The organism is Aeromicrobium yanjiei (genome assembly GCF_009649075.1).
Taxonomy (GTDB): domain Bacteria; phylum Actinomycetota; class Actinomycetes; order Propionibacteriales; family Nocardioidaceae; genus Aeromicrobium; species Aeromicrobium yanjiei.
The window spans coordinates 2,404,157-2,418,389 of the sequence record NZ_CP045737.1 but is presented as its reverse complement, the minus strand read 5'-3'; the positions used below and the strand labels follow the sequence as shown (position 1 = coordinate 2,418,389).

The following is a 14,233-nucleotide window of genomic DNA, read 5'->3' as shown; positions in this document are numbered from 1 at the left end:
GTCGTACGTAGGAGCCGCGTTGTACCTCAAGAGCCTCACACTGCGTGGGTTCAAGTCCTTCGCCTCCTCGACGACCCTCCAGCTCGAGCCCGGCATCACGTGTGTCGTGGGCCCCAACGGCTCCGGCAAGTCCAATGTCGTCGACGCCCTCTCCTGGGTGATGGGCGAGCAGGGCGCCAAGTCCTTGCGCGGCGGCAAGATGGAGGACGTCATCTTCGCGGGCACGTCCGGCCGCCCGCCGCTCGGTCGCGCCGAGGTCGTGCTGACGATCGACAACTCCGACGGCGCCCTGCCGATCGAGTACACCGAGGTGACGATCTCGCGCACGATGTTCCGCAACGGCGGCTCGGAGTACGCGATCAACGGCAGCACCTGCCGCCTGCTCGACGTCCAGGAGCTGCTGAGCGACTCGGGCATCGGCCGCGAGATGCACGTCATCGTGGGCCAGGGGCAGCTCGACAGCGTCCTGCGGGCGACGCCCGAGGAGCGCCGCGGTTTCATCGAGGAGGCTGCGGGCGTCCTCAAGCACCGCAAGCGCAAGGAGAAGGCGATCCGCAAGCTGGACGCCACGCAGGGCAACCTGACCCGCCTCAACGACGTCCTCACCGAGCTGCGTCGCCAGCTCAAGCCTCTGGGCCGCCAGGCCGAGGTCGCCCGGCGTGCTGCGGTGATCCAGGCCGACGTGCGTGACGCCCGCGCCCGCCTGCTCGCCGACGACATCGTCACCGCGCGCACGACGATCGCCGAGGAGCTCGCCGACGAGACGGCGTTGAAGCAGAAGCGGCAGGCGGTCGAGCAGGCCATCGCGGCGGCCCGCGAGCAGGAGACCGAGCTCGAGGACCGCCTCCGTGAGGACTCGCCGCGGCTCTCCGCGGCGCAGGAGACCTGGTACACCCTCTCGGGGCTGCGCGAGCGGATCCGTGGCACGGCGGGCCTGGCCAATGAGCGCGTACGCCTGGCCGCCGTGGAGTCCGACGACCGCCACGTCGGGCGCGAGCCCGAGGAGATGGAGGCCGAGGCGCGCCGCGCCCAGGAGCAGCACGCGCAGCTGAGCGCGAGCGTCGCCGCGGCCACCGAGGCGCTGGCCGCGGTCATCGCCGAGCGCAACGAGGCCGAGGCGACCTACACCGCCGAGGAACGACGGGTCGCGGGTCTGCTGCGGGCCGCGGCCGACCAGCGCGAAGGTCTCGCCCGCCTCCACGGACAGGTCAACGCCCTCAGGAGCCGCGCGACGGCCGCCGGCGAGGAGATCGGGCGGCTGACCGCGGCCCGCGACGAGGCCGAGGCTCGTGCGGCCGAGGCACAACGGCAGTTCACCGCCCTGGAGAACGAGATCGCAGGGCTCAACGCGGGGGAGTCCGGGCTCGACGAGGAGCTCGAGGCGGCCGAGGCCGATCTCTCCGCGGCCACCGCCGTGATCGCGGCCCTCGGCACGCAGGTGCAGGACGCCGAGCGCCAGCAGGCGGCGCTGACGGCGCGCAAGGAGGCGCTCGAGCTCGGCCTCGCGCGCAAGGACGGAGCGGGGGCGCTGCTGGCCGCGACCGACGAGATCAGTGGCCTCCTCGGCTCGGTCGCAGCGCTGCTGACGGTGCGCGGCGGCTTCGAGACCGCGATCGCGGCCGCACTCGGCTCGGCCGCCGACGCGGTCGCGGTCGACCACCTCGACACCGCGGTGTCGGCGATGGAGAAGCTCAAGTCCGAGGATCTCGGTCGCGCCGGCATGCTGCTGGGCGGCGGCGAGGTCGACGACTCGACCTGGCCCGGGCTGCCCGACTTCGCGACGTACGCGGTCGACGTGGTCGAGGGACCCGACGCGCTGCAGGGAGCCCTGCGCCGGCTCCTGTTCAAGGTCGCGGTCGTCGACTCGCTCGAGCAGTCGCAGGAGGTCGTCCGGCTGGCCCCCGACGTCACGGCCGTGACCCGCGAGGGCGATGTGCTCGGGGCGCACTTCGCCGCCGGCGGCTCGACGTCCAAGCAGAGCCTCATCGAGGTGCAGGCGGCGATCTCGAAGGCGGAGCAGGACCTCGCGACAGCGGTCCACACGCTGGAGCGCCTGCGGTTCGAGCAGGAGACGGGCGAGAACGCCCGCGCGGCCGCGCAGGAACGGGTCGACGCCGCGTTGAGCCAGCTCCACGAGTCGGACGCCACGATGGCCGCCGTCGCCGAGAAGCTCGGCCACCTGGGCGCCACGACGCGTGGCGCGCGGGGCGAGGCCGAGCGCCTCTCCGCGGCGATCACCAAGGCCGAGGAGGCCATGGCCGGCGATCTCTCGGGCCTGCAGGAGCTCGAGGAACGGCTCGCGCAGGCCGAGTCCGCGCCCGAGGAGGAGCCCGACACGGCCCTGCTGGAGGAGCTCGCCGAGAAGGCGTCCGCCTGCCGCCGTGCGGAGACCGAGGCGCGGCTGTCGCTGCGCACCAACGAGGAGCGGGCACGCGCGCTCGAGGGCCAGGTGACGGCTCTGTTCGAGGCCGCCGAGGCCGAACGGCAGTCCCGACGCCGCGCGGCCGAGCGTCGCGCGCGGCAGCTGCGTGAGGCCGAGACGGCCCGCGCGGTCATCCTGGCGAGCGACCAGGTCCTGGCCAGGCTCGAGCAGTCGATCGCGACGGCGTCCGCGCTCCGCACCGAGATCGAGGCCTCGCGCTCGGGGCGTGAAGAGACGCTGCGCAGTGTCCGCGCCCGCCTGCGTGACCTGTCGACGCAGCTCGACGGGCTCACCGACTCGGTGCACAAGGACGAGATGGCCCGCGCCGAGCTGCGGCTGCGCCTGGAGGGCCTGGAGGCGCGTGCGCTGGAGGAGCTCGGCCTCGAGGTCGAGACCCTCGTCGCCGACTACGGGCCCGACCAGCTGGTCCCTCCGATCACCGTCGAGGGCGAGGACGACTCGCTGCCCACCGAGCCCGTGCCGTACGACCGCGAGACCCAGGTCAAGCGGCTGCGCACCGCCGAGCGGTCGATGGCGATGTTGGGCAAGGTCAACCCCCTGGCGCTCGAGGAGTTCACCGCGCTGGAGGAACGGCACCAGTTCCTGTCCGAGCAGCTCGACGACCTGCGCAAGACGCGACAGGACCTGCTCGACATCGTCGAGGAGGTCGACGCGAAGGTCGAGCAGGTCTTCACCGAGGCCTGGTACGACGTGGAGAGCGCATTCCAGCACGTCTTCAGCCGGCTGTTCCCCGGCGGCGAGGGCGCCCTGGTGCTGACGGATCCGCAGAACATGCTGACCACCGGCATCGACGTCGAGGCCCGTCCGGCCGGCAAGAAGGTCAAGCGGCTGTCGCTGCTGTCCGGTGGTGAGCGCTCGCTCGTCGCGGTCGCGTTCCTCGTCGCGCTGTTCAAGGCCCGACCGAGCCCGTTCTACATCCTCGACGAGGTGGAGGCGGCGCTCGACGACGCCAACCTCGGCCGCCTCCTCGAGCTCTACGAGGAGCTGCGCGCCAACTCCCAGCTCATCGTGATCACGCACCAGAAGCGCACGATGGAGGTCGCCGACGCGCTCTACGGTGTGTCGATGCGGGGCGACGGCGTGTCGGCGGTCATCAGCCAGCGCCTGCGCGAGGAGGAGCCCGCGTGAGCGACGAACCGCGGCTGCGCGCCGACTTCACGGTCCTGCGCACGATCACGACGCGCTGGGAGGACGAGGACGTCTACGGGCACGTCAACAACGTCGTCTACTACTCCTACTTCGACACCGCGGTCAACGGCTTCCTCATCGAGGCGACGGGCACCGACATCCGGCGCCTCGACGCGGTGGGCCTGGTCAAGGAGACCCGCTGCGAGTACCTGCGCGAGCTCAACTTCCCCGGTGACGTGCAGGCCGGCCTCGCGGTGACCAGGCTCGGCACCTCGAGCATCGTGTATCGCATCGCGCTGTTCCAGGGCGATGACGAGCCCGCGGCGATCGGTCAGTTCGTGCACGTCTACGTCGACGCCGAGGCGCGCACCGTCACGCCGATCCCCGACGTGATCCGCGACGCCGTGGCGCCGCTGGTCGTGTGAGGCGACTCGCCGGGCGTCCCGGTCGGCGAACCGCGTAGGGTCCGAGCATGACTGATCGCACCACCTACGTCCTGGTCGACGGCGAGAACATCGACGCGACCCTGGGTCAGTCCATCCTCGGGCGCCGTCCTCAGCCCCACGAGCGCCCGCGGTGGGACCGTCTGCTGCAGTTCGCCGAGGACACCTGGGACCAGCCGGCCGCCGGCCTGTTCTTCCTCGCGGCCAACGGCGAGCTGCCGATGCCGTTCGTGCAGGCGCTGACCGCGATCGGCTTCCGGGCCGTCCCGCTGTCGGGCAATGCCGACGAGAAGGTCGTCGACATCGCGATCCAGCGCACCCTCGAGGAGCTCGGGCGCCGCGAGGCGGACGTCATGCTGGCGAGCAACGACGGCGACTTCGTCGAGCAGCTCAGCCCCCTGGTGGAACCCGGGCGGCGTACGGCGCTGCTGGCGTTCCGCGAGTTCCGCAGCGCGGGCTTCGTGCCGCTGATCGATCGCGGTCTGGAGTTCCACGACCTCGAGTACGACGTGCAGGCGTTCAACACGAGCCTGCCGCGCATCCGGGTCATCCCGATCGCCGAGTTCGATCCGCGCGACTTCCTCTGACGCAGGCTCAGGCCGCGAGGGTGCGGATCGCGTGAACCATCCACGGTGTTGCCAGGAACACGGTGGGCACGACCAGCACGACGGCCGAGATCCCGTACGCGAGAGCTGAGGCCAGGGGGTTGCGGGGATCGGGGTCCAGGAGCCGGTCCATGCGGATACGGGTCGCCGAGCCGATGCCGAGCGCGCCGGCGGGAGTGGGCGCCCCGGCCAGCGTCACGAGCGCGCGGGCCACTGCAGCCTCACCGCAGGACTTGCGGGCGGCGTCGTCGGCCAGCAGCTCGACCATGATCTGGCTCTGCACGAGCGGCGCGTCGGTGCGCAGCACGCGGGGGAACGCCCGGTGCAGCACCGTGAAGGCCTCGAGGACCAGGTCGTGCCGACGCCGGACGTGGGCTCGCTCGTGCTCGAGGACGGCCGCGTACTCGGCGGCTGAGAGGGTCGAGATCGTGCCCTGGGAGACCACGATGCGGGGGGAGGTCCGGCCCGGCACGCAGTACGCGATGGGCGTCTGCTCCTGCAGGATGCGGATCGCGGGTGCCATCCCGTCGGGCTCTCCCAGCAGGTCCACGAGGTGGCGCTGGCGGCGGCGGCGGGTCTGGGTCTCCTGCCACACGGTCCACGCGGCCCACCAGAACTGCGTCCACACCAGCACGCCGATGCCGAGGATGACCAGGTGGAGGGTGATGCGCCACCACGTGAGGTGATCGGCCGTGACGAGCCACAGCGCGGTGGAGAGGGCAGCGCCGGAGATCGCCAGCACGGCGGCGAGCGCGAAGGACTGCCACAAGATGATGCCGGCGCGCGGGACGAGCAGGGGCCACCTGGTCCGGGCCAGCAGTGCGGGCACGGGCAGCGCGAGCGCGAGCCCGATCAGCCCGAGCAGGAGGGGAGTCACTCCGAGATCCGGGACTCGATCTCGTCGAGGGCGGCACGCAGCGCCTGGGCCTCGGCGGGGTCGACGGTGCGGGCGAAGTGGACGAGCGCGGCGGTGCGGTCGGTGCCGGCCTGGTCGAGCGCGGCGTGCAGGAGCTCGGACGTCGCGGCGTCGCGGCTCAACGCGGGGGCGTAGCGGAACGCCCGGCCGTCGCGCTCGCGGCGCACCATCTTCTTCGCGCCGAGTCGGTCGAGAACGGTCATGACGGTCGTGTACGCGGGGTCGCGCCCGCCGAGCTCGTCGATCACTCCGCGCACCGTGAGAGGCGCCGAGGCGTCCCACAGGATGTTCATGACCGAGCGTTCGAGCTCTCCGAGATGAGGCATGTGACCTAACCTACTACGCCACGTAGTAAATCGGCTTGCCGCTGGACCGGTCGAGTTACTACGCTCCGTAGTAGTTACTACGCACCGTAGTAGCCAGAGACGGAGTCGACCATGGATGTCCTGGACCTCGCACGCTGGCAGTTCGGCATCACGACCGTCTACCACTTCTTCTTCGTGCCGCTCACGATCGGACTGTCCGTCCTCGTCGCCGTGATGCAGACCAAGTGGCACCGCTCGGGTGACGAGCGCTGGCTCCGGCTGACCAAGTTCTTCGGCAAGCTGTTCTTGATCAACTTCGCGATGGGCATCGCGACCGGCATCGTCCAGGAGTTCCAGTTCGGGATGAACTGGAGCGACTACTCACGGTTCGTGGGTGACATCTTCGGCGCCCCCCTGGCCATCGAGGGCCTGCTGGCGTTCTTCCTGGAGTCGACGTTCCTTGGTCTCTGGATCTTCGGGTGGGACCGGCTCAAGCCAGGCGTCCACCTCGCGTGCATCTGGATCGCCGCGGCCGGCACCGTCTTCTCGGCGTACTTCATCCTCGCCGCCAACTCGTTCATGCAGAACCCGGTCGGCTACACGCTGAACACCGAGAAGGGTCGCGCGGAGCTGACCGACTTCAAGGCGGTGCTGACCAACGAGGTCCTGCTCGTGACCTTCCCGCACCAGATCATCGGCTGCTTCATGGTCGCCGGCGCGTTCGTCGCAGGTGTCGCGCTGTGGAACATGATGCGCCACCCCGACCGGGACGCCGACGCGTTCCGCCCCGCGTTCCGCATGGGCGCCGTCGTGCTGCTGGTCGCGGGCTTCGGCACCATGATCACCGGCGACTTCCAGGGCAAGGTCATGACCGAGGTGCAGCCCATGAAGATGGCCGCGGCCGAGGCGCTGTACGAGGACGCGGGCCCCGCACCGTTCTCGATCCTCACGGTCGGCACGCTCGACGGCTCGAAGGAGGTCTTCAAGCTCGAGATCCCCAAGCTGCTCTCGTTCCTCGGCACCGGCACCCTCGACGGCGAGGTCCGCGGCATCGACTCGCTGCAGGAGGAGTACGAGCAGAAGTACGGCCCGGGCGACTACAAGCCCAACATCCCCGTCACGTACTGGACCTTCCGCGCCATGATCACGACGGGCGGCCTGGCGATGCTGGCCGGCGCGATCATGCTCTGGGCGACCCGCCGCAACCGCATCCCACGCTCGAAGTGGCTGCTGCGCACCGCGATCGTCCTGCCGCTGCTGCCGATGGTGGCCAACTCGTTCGGCTGGATCTTCACCGAGATGGGCCGCCAGCCCTGGGTCGTGTTCGGTCTCATGCCGACCTCGGCAGGTGTCTCGCCCAGCACGAGCGTGGGCGAGGTCGCGACGTCGCTCGCCGCCTTCACCCTCCTGTACGGCGTCCTGGCCGTGATCGAGGTCCGGCTGCTGCTGCGCTATGTGCAAAAGGGTCTGCCGGAGCTCGACCCGCCCCGCGACCCGGACCTCGACGACGCTGACGCGCCGCTCACGTACGCCTACTGATCGGACACTGACATGGAGCTCACGACCTTCTGGTTCATCATCATCGCGGTCCTGTGGGTCGGCTACCTCGTGCTCGAGGGATTCGACTTCGGGGTCGGCATGCTCATGGCGGTCATGGCCAAGGGCGAGCGGGAGCGCCGCGCCCTGATCAGCACGATCGGTCCGGTCTGGGACGGCAACGAGGTGTGGTTGCTGGTCGCCGGCGGAGCCACGTTCGCGGCGTTCCCCGAGTGGTACGCGACGCTGTTCAGCGGCTTCTACCTGCCGCTGCTGCTCATCCTGATCGGGCTGATCGTGCGCATCATCGGTATCGAGTTCCGCTCGAAGCGGGACGAGCCGTCGTGGCGGCGCAACTGCGACATCGCGATCGTCTTCGGCTCGGTCGTCCCGGCCCTGCTGTGGGGCGTCGCCCTGGCCAACATCGTCCGCGGTGTGCCGATCGACGCGGACGGTGAGTACGTCGGCGGCTTCTTCACCCTGCTGAACCCCTACGGTCTGCTCGGCGGCCTGGTGACGCTCACGGTCTTCCTGGTCCACGGCGCGTTCTTCGTCGGGCTCAAGACCGAGGGGGAGATCCGCGAGCGGGCGATCAAGCTCGGCCTCCGGGTCGGTGTCGTCGCCGGAGCGCTCGCGGTGGCGTTCATCGTGTGGACCGGGCTGGCGCAGGACAGCCTCGCGGTCTGGATCCTCGGTGGCCTGGCAGCCGTCGCGTTCGTGCTCGGCATGGCCAGTGCGGTCGCCGGCCGGGACGGCTGGGCGTTCACGGGCACCGCGTTCTCGATCGCCCTGGTCGTCGCGACCCTGTTCACGGGCCTGTTCCCCGACGTCATGCCGTCCTCGCTCGACGCGGCCTGGTCGCTGACGACCACCAACGCGGCCTCGACGCCGTACACGCTGAAGATCATGTCGTGGGTCGCGGTGATCTTCACCCCGATCGTCATCGGCTACCAGAGCTGGTCGTACTGGGTGTTCCGCCGCCGCATCAGCCTGAACCACATCCCGGCCTGATCGCGATGCGTCCCCTCGACCCCCGTCTCGTCCGCCGCTCCAGCGGCGTGCGCCGCCTCCTCGCCGCCAGCGTGCTGCTGGGCCTCGCCACCGCGGGGCTGGTGATCGCGGTCGCGTACGTCGTGGCGGAGGTCGTGGCCCGGCGCTTCGACGGGGAGCCCGTCGCCGCCCTCGTGACCGCGATCGCCGTGGGTCTGGGCGCACGCGCCCTCGTGGCGTGGTGCCACACCGCGGTGTCGGCGCGCGCGGCCGCGACCGTGAAGGCGGAGCTCCGCGACGAGGTCGTGGACGATCTGCTCGATCCCCGCCGGCTGGGCGCTCGTCCCAACAGCGCCCGCGTGGTCGCACTGCTCGGTCCGGGCCTCGACGCCTTCGACGGCTACGTCGGCCGTTTCCTGCCACAGGTGGTGCTCTCGGCGCTCGTCCCGCCGCTGGTGCTCATCGCCGTGGCCTCCGCGGACCTGCTGTCGGCGATCGTGCTGACCGTGACCCTGCCGCTCGTGCTGGTGTTCCTGGTGCTGGTCGGCATGGTCACCAAGGATCGGATCGACCGCCGCTGGCAGGCGCTCGAGCGACTCGGCCGCCACTTCGCCGACGTGCTGGACGGCCTGACGGTCCTCAAGGTCTTCGGCCGTCGCCAGGAGCAGGGGCTGCGGGAGGTGGGCGACCGGCACCGCCGCGAGTCGGTGCGTGCGCTGCGCTTGGCGTTCCTGTCCTCGCTGGTGCTCGAGCTGTTCTCGACGCTCGCCGTCGCGCTCGTGGCCGTCAGCGTCGGGCTGCGGGTCGTCGAGGGCCACCTCGAGCTGGGCCCGGCCCTGTTCGTGCTGCTCCTGGCGCCGGAGGCGTTCGCCCCGCTCAAGCGCCTCGGCGCGATGTTCCACGACAGCACCGAGGGCGCCGAGGCCACCGCGGAGCTGCTGAGCCTGCTGGACCACGACCGGCACACCGGCACCGCTCCCGCCCCGGACCTGCGCTCCGCCGAGATCGTCCTCGACGGCGTCGTCGTGCGCCGGGACGGGCGCGCGGTCCCCGGCCTGGACCTCGCACACACGCGCATCCGCCCGGGCGAGCTCATCGCCGTCACGGGACCGTCCGGCGTCGGCAAGTCCACCCTGCTGTCGCTGCTCATGGCCTTCGAGCGTCCGACGACCGGCTACGTCCTGGTCGACGACGTGGACCTCTCGACGATCGACCCCGTCGCCTGGCGCGCACAGATTGCCTGGGTGCCGCAGGTGCCCGGCCTCGTGCCCGGCACGATCGAGGACAACGTACGTCTCGGAGACGGGGAGTCGAGCCGCGACGACGTGATGGCGGCGCTGCGCGACGCAGGCGCGGCCGATCTTCCGCTGGACCGCGTCGTCGACGAGTCGGGCGAGGACGTGTCGGCGGGCGAGCGCCGCCGGATCGCGGTGGCGCGGGCCGTGCTGCGCGTACGCCGGGGGAGTGCGCACCTCGTGCTCCTCGACGAGCCGACCGCGGGGCTGGACCCCGAGCGCGAGGCTGCCGTCCTCCGCACGGTGCGGTCGCTCGGCGTGACCGTCGTGGTGGTCGCCCACCGCCCCGAGACCATCGCGGCCGCGGACCGCGAGCTGCAGCTCACCTCGAGGATGGTGCTCGCATGAAGATGATCTGGGGCCGGCTCTTCGGCGTCATGTCGGAGCTCGCCGGCATCGGCCTGCTGCTGACGTCCGCGTGGCTGATCGTCCGGGCCGCCGAGCAGCCGCCCGTGCTCTACCTGATGATCGCGATCGTGTCGGTGCGGTTCTTCGGCCTCGCGCGGGCGGCCCTCCGTTACGTCGAGCGGCTCCTGACCCACGACGCCGCGTTCGCGCGGGTCACCGAGGCGCGCATCGCGGTCTACCGGGACCTCGACCGGGTCGCCCCCGGCGGCATGCCGTCCCACCGGCGGGGAGACCTGGTGAGCCGGGTGGTGTCGGACGTCGACGCGATCCAGGACCGCGTGCTCCGGCTGCGCGGGCCGTGGGTCGTGGCGCTCGTCTCGGCCGCGGTGACCGTCGCGCTCGCGACCGTGATCGAGCCGCGGGCAGGAGCCGTCCTCGCCGCCACGACGCTCACCGCGATGGGCGCAGTCCGCGTGGTCGTCCCGTGGTCCGTGCGGCGCGCCGGGGCGTTGACCGCCCGGTGGCGCGGCGATCTCGCGGCGGACGTCTCGCAGGCTGTCCTGGCCGCGCCCGACCTCGTCGCGTACGGGGCGACCGACGTCCTGCGCCGCGAGACCCGCCGCTCGACCGCCTCCTTGGCGGCGGCCCAGCGGCGCGCCGCGGTGGTCTCGGGGCTGGGCGAGGCCGTCGTCCTGCTGGCCACCGGGGTCGCGGTCGCCGCGATCGCGGCCCTCTCGGGTGACCTGAACCCCGTGCTCGTCGGCATCGTGGTCCTCGCGCCGCTCGCCCTGGTGGAGTCGCTCTCGGCACTGGCCGAGGCCGAGCGGCTGCGTCCGGAGATCGAGGGCGCCGAGGCCCGTCTGGCCGAGCTCTCACTGGCTGCGGCGGCGATCACCGATCCCGTGGACGTCCACCCGCTCCCGACGTCGTACGACCTGGCCGCCCGGGACCTCGCGGTCGGCTGGAGCTCGACCGTCGCGAAGGGGATCGACCTGGAGCTGCCCGAGGGCGGCGTCCTGGGCGTCACCGGGCCGAGCGGCTGTGGCAAGAGCACACTGGCCCACACCCTCGCCCGGCTCGTGGAGCCCAGCGAGGGACAGGTGCTGCTCGGTGGGGTGGACGTCCGGGAGCTCGCGGCGTCCGACGTGCGCTCGGTGGTCGGCTACCTCGGGCAGGACGAGATCGTCTTCGACACCTCGATCCGCGAGAACCTGCGCATCGCCGACCCGAAGGCGACCGACGCCGACATGCTCAAGGCCTTGGACACCGCCGGTCTCGGCGACTTCGTGGCCTCGCTGCCCGACGGTCTCGGCACCACGGTCGGTGAGCGCGGCAACCGGCTGTCCGGCGGGGAGCGCCAGCGGCTGTGCCTCGCACGGCTGGTGCTGGGCGGTCACCGCGTCCTGATCGTCGACGAGCCCACCGAGCACCTGGACGCCGCGGCGGGGGAGGCGCTGATGGACGACCTGCTGGCGCTGGCTCCCGACCGGAGCCTGGTCGTCATCAGCCACTCGGCCGCGGTGCTCGAGCGCGTCGGCCGGGTCGTGGCCGTGGGCGACGCCCAGCACGTCCCGCATAGGATCGCGGTGTGACCACGACCGTTCTCCTCATCGTCATCGCTGCCGCCGTCATCATCGTGGGCGCCGGCATCGGCCTCGTCATGTCCCGTGGGAGGGCCGAGCTGCCCCCGCCGGCGGATCTCCAGGAGATCACCGACGAGGTCATCCACCACCCTGAGCGTCCTGAGCCCCACCTGGAGGACGAGGATCTCCCGCCGCCGTCCACCGCGGTCGACACGCTGGAGCGTCCCGAGACCCCGCAGGGCCGGCTCGTCCGCCTGCGGGCCCGGCTCGCGAAGTCGCAGGGCTCGCTCGGCCGGGGACTGCTGTCCGTCCTGGGCCGCGCTCGCCTCGACGACGCTGCCTGGGAGGAGATCGAGGACACCCTGCTCGCCGCCGACGTCGGCGTCACGGCGACGGACGAGCTGGTGCAGAACCTGCGCACGAAGCTGCGCGTCGAGGGCATCACCGATCCCGAGCTCGCCAAGGCCGCGCTCCGCGAGGAGCTCGTGCGTCTCGTCGACCCGACCCTGGACCGGACGCTGCGCTCGACCGGCACCGACGGCAAGCCCGGCGTCGTGCTCGTCGTCGGCGTCAACGGCACCGGCAAGACCACGACCGTCGGCCGCCTCGCCCGCGTCCTGGTGGCCGAGGAGCAGACCGTCGTCCTGGGTGCGGCAGACACGTTCCGCGCCGCAGCCGCCGACCAGCTGCAGACCTGGGGCGAGCGGGTCGGCGTACCGACCGTCCGTGGTCCCGAGGGCGGCGACCCCGCGAGCGTGGGCTTCGAGGCCGTCCAGCGCGGCATCGCGGACGAGACCGATGTCGTCCTGGTCGACACCGCGGGGCGCCTGCACACCAAGTCCGGGCTCATGGACGAGCTCGGCAAGGTCAAGCGCGTGATCGAGAAGCAGGCCCCCGTGACCGAGGTCCTCCTGGTCATCGACGCCACGACGGGGCAGAACGGCCTGACCCAGGCGCGCGTCTTCGGCGAGGTCGTGGACGTCAGCGGCATCGTCCTGACCAAGCTCGACGGCACCGCCAAGGGCGGCATCGTCATCGCGGTGCAGCGTGAGCTCGGCGTCCCGGTCAAGTTCGTCGGCCTCGGCGAGGGCGAGGACGACCTGGCGCCGTTCGACGCCGAGGAGTTCGTCGACGCACTCCTGGCCTGACCCCAGCCCCCCAGCCCAGATTTGCGGACTCCTGCACGTTTTCCTGCCGACATTGCGTGCAGGGCTCCGCAAATCTGGGCGGGGGTGGGGCGCGTAACACGGTGTTTACACAGATTCGATTTCCGTGACCTGGGCGCAACACCCAGGGGCTCATCACGAAACTCTCCGCAATCAGGCTGTGACGCAGCGGGTGGCACCTCGCCCGCGATCACTACTTCGGAGGTTTCATGGATACCGGCGATACCGCGTGGATCCTGGCCAGCTCGGCCTTGGTCCTGCTCATGACGCCAGGACTGGCGTTCTTCTACGGCGGAATGGTCCGCTCCAAGACCGTGCTCAACATGATGATGATGAGCTTCTCGGCGCTCGCGATCATCCCGGTCCTGTGGGTCCTGTACGGCTACACGATGGCCTTCGGCCCGGACGGCAGCAGCCTGCTCGGTGGCTTCGGCAAGGCCGGCCTCGACGGCGTCGGCCAGGGCAGCCTCTCCGGCACGATCCCCGAGTACGTCTTCGTCGGCTTCCAGCTGATGTTCGCGATCATCACCGTGGCGCTGATCAGCGGCGCGATCGCCGACCGGGCCAAGTTCAGCGCCTGGCTGGTCTTCGTCGTCGTGTGGGTCACGGTCGTGTACTTCCCGGTCGCGCACTGGGTCTTCGACTTCGGTGACAACGGCGGCTGGATCGCGACCAAGCTCGAGGCGATCGACTTCGCGGGCGGCACGGCCGTCCACATCAACGCCGGCGCCGCCGGTCTTGCCCTGGCCCTGGTGCTGGGCAAGCGGGTCGGCTGGCGACGTGACCCGATGCGTCCGCACAACCTGCCGTTCGTCCTGCTCGGCGCGGGCCTGCTGTGGTTCGGCTGGTTCGGCTTCAACGCGGGCTCCGCGGTGGGCGCCAACGGCCTGGCCGGTCTCGCATTCGTCAACACCGCAGTCGCCACGGGCGCTGCGATCATCGGCTGGATCGCGGTGGAGTACGTCCGTGAGGGCAAGGGCACGAGCCTCGGTGCCGCCTCGGGTGCCGTTGCCGGCCTCGTCGCGATCACGCCCGCCGCAGGAGCGGTCTCGCCGGTCGGCTCGATCGTCCTCGGCATCATCGCCGGTGCGCTGTGCGCACTCGCCGTGGGGCTGAAGTACAAGCTCGGCTACGACGACTCGCTCGACGTCGTGGGCGTCCACCTCGTGGGCGGTCTCGTCGGCACGGTCCTGATCGGCGTCCTGGCGACCAAGGGCAACACCGGTGGCATCGGCAGCCTGTTCTACGGCGGCGACGTCACCCAGCTGGGCAAGCAGATCGTCGCGGCGGTCGCCGTGCTGGCCTACTCGTTCGTGCTCACGTACGCCATCGGTAAGTTGATTGACATGACGATCGGCTTCCGGGTGAGCGAGGAGGACGAGGTGACCGGCATCGACCAGGTCGAGCACCTCGAGACCGCCTACGACTACGCCGGCAGCAGCGCAGGCGGATCCAACCTTCTGAAGGAGCTCTGA

The 14,233-nt window shown here is 71.0% G+C and carries 11 protein-coding genes; 9 read left to right on the top strand and 2 right to left on the bottom strand.

Annotation, left to right across the window (positions count from 1 at the left end; genetic code table 11):
• Positions 1 to 19 precede the first annotated feature (19 nt).
• The 3 genes from smc to GEV26_RS11865 are packed head-to-tail and all read left to right on the top strand — an operon-like array spanning position 20 to position 4,601.
• Positions 20 to 3,571 (top strand): chromosome segregation protein SMC, encoded by a 3,552-nt coding sequence (smc, locus tag GEV26_RS11875; protein ID WP_153653292.1) that lies wholly within the window; start codon positions 20 to 22, stop codon positions 3,569 to 3,571.
• Positions 3,568 to 3,996 (top strand): acyl-CoA thioesterase, encoded by a 429-nt coding sequence (locus GEV26_RS11870; RefSeq protein ID WP_153653290.1) that lies wholly within the window; start codon positions 3,568 to 3,570, stop codon positions 3,994 to 3,996. Before smc ends, GEV26_RS11870 begins: the two co-directional genes overlap by 4 nt.
• Before the next feature lie 47 nt (positions 3,997 to 4,043).
• Positions 4,044 to 4,601 (top strand): NYN domain-containing protein, encoded by a 558-nt coding sequence (locus GEV26_RS11865; protein ID WP_153653288.1) that lies wholly within the window; start codon positions 4,044 to 4,046, stop codon positions 4,599 to 4,601.
• A 7-nt stretch (positions 4,602 to 4,608) separates the two neighbouring features.
• Here GEV26_RS11865 and GEV26_RS11860 read toward each other — a convergent pair whose 3' ends face one another.
• The gene (locus GEV26_RS11860; RefSeq protein ID WP_153653286.1) at positions 4,609 to 5,496 is read right to left on the bottom strand and encodes a M56 family metallopeptidase; all 888 of its coding nucleotides are present in this window, start codon (positions 5,494 to 5,496) and stop codon (positions 4,609 to 4,611) included.
• Complete coding sequence (locus tag GEV26_RS11855) at positions 5,493 to 5,861, bottom strand: BlaI/MecI/CopY family transcriptional regulator (RefSeq protein WP_153653284.1); 369 nt, start codon at positions 5,859 to 5,861, stop codon at positions 5,493 to 5,495. The genes GEV26_RS11860 and GEV26_RS11855 overlap by 4 nt, the downstream gene beginning before the upstream one ends.
• Before the next feature lie 111 nt (positions 5,862 to 5,972).
• Here GEV26_RS11855 and GEV26_RS11850 point away from each other — a divergent pair, with 111 nt between their 5' ends.
• From GEV26_RS11850 to GEV26_RS11825, 6 genes are all read left to right on the top strand, one after another.
• On the top strand, positions 5,973 to 7,379 hold the full coding sequence (locus GEV26_RS11850) for a cytochrome ubiquinol oxidase subunit I (RefSeq protein WP_153653283.1): 1,407 nt from the start codon (positions 5,973 to 5,975) through the stop codon (positions 7,377 to 7,379).
• 12 nt (positions 7,380 to 7,391) lie between these two features.
• Positions 7,392 to 8,387, top strand: coding sequence for a cytochrome d ubiquinol oxidase subunit II (cydB, locus tag GEV26_RS11845; RefSeq protein WP_153653281.1), 996 nt, complete (start codon positions 7,392 to 7,394; stop codon positions 8,385 to 8,387).
• 5 nt (positions 8,388 to 8,392) lie between these two features.
• Positions 8,393 to 10,009: a thiol reductant ABC exporter subunit CydD gene (gene cydD / locus GEV26_RS11840; protein WP_153653280.1), complete on the top strand. Its 1,617-nt coding sequence runs from the start codon at positions 8,393 to 8,395 to the stop codon at positions 10,007 to 10,009.
• Positions 10,006 to 11,601, top strand: coding sequence for a thiol reductant ABC exporter subunit CydC (gene cydC / locus GEV26_RS11835; protein WP_153653278.1), 1,596 nt, complete (start codon positions 10,006 to 10,008; stop codon positions 11,599 to 11,601). The genes cydD and cydC overlap by 4 nt, the downstream gene beginning before the upstream one ends.
• Positions 11,598 to 12,740, top strand: coding sequence for a signal recognition particle-docking protein FtsY (ftsY, locus tag GEV26_RS11830; RefSeq protein WP_153653276.1), 1,143 nt, complete (start codon positions 11,598 to 11,600; stop codon positions 12,738 to 12,740). The genes cydC and ftsY overlap by 4 nt, the downstream gene beginning before the upstream one ends.
• Positions 12,741 to 12,967: 227 nt before the next feature.
• On the top strand, positions 12,968 to 14,233 hold the full coding sequence (locus GEV26_RS11825; RefSeq protein ID WP_153653274.1) for an ammonium transporter: 1,266 nt from the start codon (positions 12,968 to 12,970) through the stop codon (positions 14,231 to 14,233).

Bases quoted from the DNA above. Each gene is read 5' to 3' on its own strand.
- GEV26_RS11865 (WP_153653288.1), top strand. From the start codon at position 4,044: ATGACTGATCGCACCACCTACGTCCTGGTCGACGGCGAGAACATCGAC.
- GEV26_RS11855 (WP_153653284.1), bottom strand. From the start codon at position 5,861: ATGCCTCATCTCGGAGAGCTCGAACGCTCGGTCATGAACATCCTGTGG.
- GEV26_RS11850 (WP_153653283.1), top strand. From the start codon at position 5,973: ATGGATGTCCTGGACCTCGCACGCTGGCAGTTCGGCATCACGACCGTC.
- cydB (WP_153653281.1), top strand. From the start codon at position 7,392: ATGGAGCTCACGACCTTCTGGTTCATCATCATCGCGGTCCTGTGGGTC.
- cydD (WP_153653280.1), top strand. From the start codon at position 8,393: ATGCGTCCCCTCGACCCCCGTCTCGTCCGCCGCTCCAGCGGCGTGCGC.
- cydC (WP_153653278.1), top strand. From the start codon at position 10,006: ATGAAGATGATCTGGGGCCGGCTCTTCGGCGTCATGTCGGAGCTCGCC.
- GEV26_RS11825 (WP_153653274.1), top strand. From the start codon at position 12,968: ATGGATACCGGCGATACCGCGTGGATCCTGGCCAGCTCGGCCTTGGTC.